General features: G+C 59.8%; 4 protein-coding genes. All 4 read left to right on the forward strand.

The annotated features are described in order from the left end of the window. The first annotated feature begins 97 nt into the window (after positions 1–97). The gene (locus PMI23_RS27940) at positions 98–616 is read left to right on the forward strand and encodes an RNA polymerase sigma factor (protein ID WP_007917886.1); all 519 of its coding nucleotides are present in this window, start codon (positions 98–100) and stop codon (positions 614–616) included. 125 nt (positions 617–741) lie between these two features. Beyond that, on the forward strand, positions 742–1707 hold the full coding sequence (locus tag PMI23_RS27945) for a FecR family protein (protein WP_007917894.1): 966 nt from the start codon (positions 742–744) through the stop codon (positions 1705–1707). A 122-nt stretch (positions 1708–1829) separates the two neighbouring features. Next, positions 1830–4415, forward strand: coding sequence for a TonB-dependent receptor (locus PMI23_RS27950; RefSeq protein ID WP_007917895.1), 2586 nt, complete (start codon positions 1830–1832; stop codon positions 4413–4415). 111 nt (positions 4416–4526) lie between these two features. Then, positions 4527–5123: a biliverdin-producing heme oxygenase gene (locus PMI23_RS27955; protein ID WP_007917896.1), complete on the forward strand. Its 597-nt coding sequence runs from the start codon at positions 4527–4529 to the stop codon at positions 5121–5123. The last annotated feature ends 87 nt before the right edge of the window (positions 5124–5210 follow it).

Below are 5210 nucleotides of genomic sequence, written 5' to 3' on the forward strand. Positions count from 1 at the left end.
AGCTCCTACATTTATCTGCGTCGATCACAAAACAATACTTGACCATTCAACTAGATGATAAGCATTATCATTCGCTTGAAATCGATCAGGTCCTCCCGTGAGTCAATCGCGCTTCAACCACGTCTTCCTCACCCAGCGCACCTCGCTGCTGCGTACGCTGGAACGGATGGTCAACAATCACAGCACCGCTGAAGACCTGCTGCAGGAGACCTACCTGCGCGTGACGCGGGCGTTGAGCGAACGGGCCATCGATCACCTCGAACCTTTTGTCTTCCAGACCGCGCGCAATCTGGCGCTGGATCATTTGCGTGCGCGCAAGATCCATTCGCGAACCATGGTCGATGACGTGCCGCAGGATGTCGTGCACAGCGTCGCCGCACCCGCCAGCAGCGCCGAAGATGCCGCCCACGCCGAACAGATGCTGGAGCGCCTGAACGTGAGCCTCAGTCAACTCAGTCCCCGTCAGCAGCAGATTTTCATCCTCAGCCGTCTGCACGGGAACAGTTATCAGGAAATCGCCGATGAGCTGAATGTTTCCCTCAGCACCGTGCAGAAAGAACTGAAGCTGATCATGACCATTTGTATCGGCGTCGCCGAACGTCTGAATGGCGACTGAAGTTGTAGGGCTTTTCTGTAAGTGCCAGGATCGCCTGCACGGATCAGTGGGCTTTGTTACCCTTGCCCGACTTTTACGCTTCACTTAAAAAAACAGCCGTGCGCAGACACTGCCGAGGAAACACCGTGACGGACACCCACCGCTCGCCTTCGCCGGATTCGGTGCAGGACGCTGCCAACGCAATGGACCAGGCTCTGGACTGGCTCATCGTGCTCGGCAGTCCGGACGAGGAGCAGACCCGGCAATTTCATGCCTGGCTGGCGGCCGATCCGTTGAATGCCGAAGCGTTCGCCAAGGCCCAGGCGATCTGGGACGGCCCGCAAATCGCCCAGTGCGCGCAAAGCCTGGCGGCCAAACCTGCGAAGGTCACTTTCCTCAAGCGTCTGCGTCCACACTGGAAACCGCTGGCCACCGCCGCCGTGCTGATCCTCGGTTTGTTCAGTTTCAGTAATCTGCCGATGCGCATTCAGGCCGATCATCTGACCGTGGTCGGCGAGCGCCAGCGCCTGCAACTGGAGGACGGTTCGAAAGTCCTGCTCAATACCAATTCGGCATTTTCCAGCACCATCAACGATCAGCAGCGCGTTGCCCGGTTGTTTCAGGGCGAAGCGTTTTTCGAGATCGCCAGCGGCCGCAGTCAACCGCTGGAAATCGATGCCGGCCCGGTCCGCGCCAGCGTGCGCGATACCGCATTCGCGGTGCGTTATCTCGATGGCGTGGCGCAGGTCAACGTGCAGCGCGGCGATGTCGATCTACAGGCAACGCATAACGACGCTCGCGTACGTCTTAAGGCCGGTGAGAGTATTCGTATCGGCCCCAACGGTTTCGACCGCCCGGCCAAACTCGACGTCAACACTGACCTGGCCTGGGTGCAAGGTCGCTTGGTGTTCGAGAACTGCCCGCTGAATCAGGTGCTGGCCGAATTGCGCCGCTACTATCCAGGCTGGATCATCAACACCAACGAGCAATTGGCCGACGTCGCTGTGACCGGCAATTACCGCCTCGATCAGCCACTCGACGTGGTTCGCTCCCTCGCGCACATCACCTCGGCGCAACTGAAAGAATTCCCCGCCGTGGTCATCCTGAACTAAATGAGAATTATTTTTACTCGATAGCCAACGTCAGTACGTCTCGTTATAGCCAACGCAATTGATTCGCAACACGCGAAGCCAATCAGCCCCTATAAAGATTCGTGCGACACGGAGCGCTATCGATGTCCTCACGCCTTACCCGCCAGACTTCCTCCCCTTCCCGCGTCTTGTCGCTGCTGACCGCGGCCATCCTGATGGCCGGCACCGCGCCGCTGATGGCTGCCACCGAGCAACCGACGCGCAACATGGGCGATTACTCGTTCGCCATCGGCCAGCAGCCACTGGTGTCGGCGCTCAACGCCTTCACTGCCGTGACCGGTTGGCAGGTCGGCTTGCCGGCAGAACTGGGTCAGGGTGTGTCTTCGCCGGGCGTGCGTGGCTCGCTGTCCCCGGAAAAAGCCCTGGAGCGCCTGTTGGTGGGGACCAACCTGAGCTTCCGCAAAATCAGCAACAACAACGTAGTGCTGGAAAAGCGCAACGCCAGTGGCACGCTCAATCTGGATCAGGTGACCATCAGCGCCACCCGCCAGGAGCAGTCGGTCAACAGCGTACCGGCCACCGTCACCGTGCAGACCCGTCAGGATCTGGACCGCAACAACGTCAACACCATCAAGGATCTGGTGCGTTACGAGCCGGGTGTTTCCGTGGGCGGCGCCGGTCAGCGTGGCGGTATCAGCGGCTATAACATTCGCGGTATCGATGGCGACCGCATCCTGACCCAGGTTGACGGCGTCGAAGTCCCGGACGGTTTCTTCAACGGTCCGTACGCCAAGACTCAGCGCAATTACGTTGACCCGGAAATCGTCAAACGCGTGGAAATCCTCCGGGGCCCGGCCTCGGTGCTGTACGGCAGCAACGCCATCGGCGGCGCCGTCAGCTATTACACCCTCGATGCCGACGACATCATCAAGCCAGGCAAAGACGTCGGTGCGCGCCTGAAAAGCGGTTACAGCTCGGCCGATGACAGCTGGCTGAAGTCCGCCACCGTTGCCGGCCGCGCCGACCAGTTCGACGGCTTGCTGCACTACAGCCAGCGCGACGGGCACGAGACCGATTCCTACGGCAGCAACAATGGCACCGGCCTTGAGCGCACCGCCGCCAACCCGGAAGACGTCAACGCCTACAACGTATTGGCCAAGATCGGCTGGAACTACAACGAAGATTCGCGTCTGGGCCTGACCTACGAAAAGTACAAGGACGATCGCGACACCGATCAGAAAAGCGCTTACGGTGGCCCGTACTTCAACGGCGCCCCGACCATCCCCGACAGCGTGTTGCCCGGCGGCATGTATCAGTGGCGCACCGGCAACGACACGATCACCCGTGAGCGTTTCGGCATCGAGCACTCGTTCGCCCTCGACAGCCTGCTGGTCGATAACGTGAAGTGGAGCCTCAACCACCAGATCGCCAAGACCGACCAGAGCACCACCGAGTTCTACTACCCGATCACCCGTAAAGTGCTGCGTACTCGCGACACGATTTACGAAGAGAAACAGTGGGTGTTCGACGCGCAGCTGGACAAGGCGTTCGCCCTCGGCGCCACCGATCACGTGCTGACTTACGGCACCACCATCAAGCAACAGAAAGTCACCGGCTCGCGCAGCGGCAACGGCACTTGCCTGGCCGTCGGTCGTGGCTGCACCGCCATCGGCGCGACCAGTACCGCGGACGTGTTGGCCAAAGCCACCGACTTCCCGGACCCGACCATCAACACCTACAGCGTGTTCGCTCAGGATCAGATCAGCTGGAACAACTGGACCTTCCTGCCGGGCCTGCGCTACGACTACACCCAGCTCAAGCCGCACATCACCCAGGAATTCCTCAACACCGTGGCGGCTGACGGCCAAGGCACGGTCAGCGACAAGAACAAGACCTGGCACAAAGTTTCGCCGAAATTCGGCCTGACCTACGCCCTGACCGAAAACTACACCTGGTACGGTCAATACGCCGAAGGCTTCCGCACCCCGACCGCGAAAGCCCTGTATGGCCGCTTCGAAAACACCACCACTGGTTACAGCGTGGCGCCGAATCCCGACCTGGAACCGGAAAAAAGCAAAAGCTATGAAACCGGTCTGCGCGGCAATTTCGAACAAGGTTCGTTCGACGTAGCGGTGTTCTACAACAAGTACCGCGATTTCATTAACGAAGACGCCGTGACCCCGGGCCGCAACGAACTGACCTTCCAGTCGGCCAACATCAAGCACGCCACCATCAAGGGTGCGGAAGTCAAAGGTCGTCTGAATCTGGATGCGTTTGGCGCGCCGCAAGGCCTGTACACCCAAGGCTCGATTGCCTACGCCTACGGTCGCAACAACGACAACGGCGAGCCGATCAACAGCGTCAACCCGCTGACTGGCGTGTTCGGTCTGGGTTACGACCAGGACAACTACGGCGGCCTGCTGAGCTGGACCGTGGTGAAGAAAAAGGATCGCGTCGACGACAGCAACTTCAAGTCGCCCGATGGCGTCAGCAGCCAGTTCAAAACCCCGGGCTTCGGCATTCTTGATCTGGCCGGTTATTACAAAGTCACCGACGACGTCACCGTCAGCGGCGGCATCTACAACCTGACCGACAAGAAATACTGGCTGTGGGATGACGTGCGCGGTTACGACAGCGTCGGCGAAGCGTCGGTGACGCAACCGGCCAACCTCGATCGCCTGACCCAACCGGGTCGCAACTTCGCGATCAATCTGATCTGGGACATCTGATCCGGTCGACCTCACTGCGCGTGTTCAGGCACCGCGCAGTGAGGTTTTTTTACGCTTGCACGTCGCCTTGTTCGTCTCGTTATCAAGCGCCTCTTTTATCAAGGACATGTCATGAGCACATCGGAAAAAGCCCTGCGTTCACAACGCCTGAACCAGATCACCCACGAGCCGCACAGCAAGCTCGACGCCCTGGTCAAAGCCCACGCGCCGTTCGAGACCCGCGCCAATTTCGCCCGTTTCGTCGTCGCGCAGTACCTGTTCCAGTCGGAACTGGTCGATCTGTACAACGACGCTGAACTGACCGCCATCGTCCCGGATCTGCCGGCCCGTTGCCGCGCCGAAGCGGCCAAGGCTGACCTCGCGGACCTGGAAACCGAAGTACCGGCCCCGGTAGCAGGCGCGGTGAAAAACCCGAGCAAGGCTCGTGCTCTGGGCTGGATCTTTGTTTCCGAAGGTTCGAAGCTCGGTGCGGCATTCCTGATCAAACGCGCGGTGGCGCTGGAGCTGAGCGAAACCTTCGGTGCCCGTCACCTGGGTGAGCCTGAAGGTGGCCGTGCCGAAGGCTGGAAAAGCTTCGTGCGCACCCTCGATTCGCTGCAGTTCACTGCTGAAGAAGAAGCTGAAGTGGAGCAAGGCGCGATCGACGCGTTCAACCGCTTCACCGTACTGCTGGAACAGGCTTACGCCACTGAAGCTGAACCTGCCTGACACAACACACATCCCCCCTGTAGGAGCTGCCGAAGGCTGCGATCTTTTGATCTTGAAAACAACATCAAAAGATCGCAGCCTTCGGCA

It is taken from the genome of Pseudomonas sp. GM24, assembly GCF_000282235.1.
Classification (GTDB): Bacteria; Pseudomonadota; Gammaproteobacteria; order Pseudomonadales; family Pseudomonadaceae; genus Aquipseudomonas.

What these genes read in the sequence shown, in the direction of transcription:
- PMI23_RS27950 (WP_007917895.1), top strand. Translation starts at nt 1,830, where the DNA reads ATGTCCTCACGCCTTACCCGCCAGACTTCCTCCCCTTCCCGCGTCTTG.
- PMI23_RS27955 (WP_007917896.1), top strand. Translation starts at nt 4,527, where the DNA reads ATGAGCACATCGGAAAAAGCCCTGCGTTCACAACGCCTGAACCAGATC.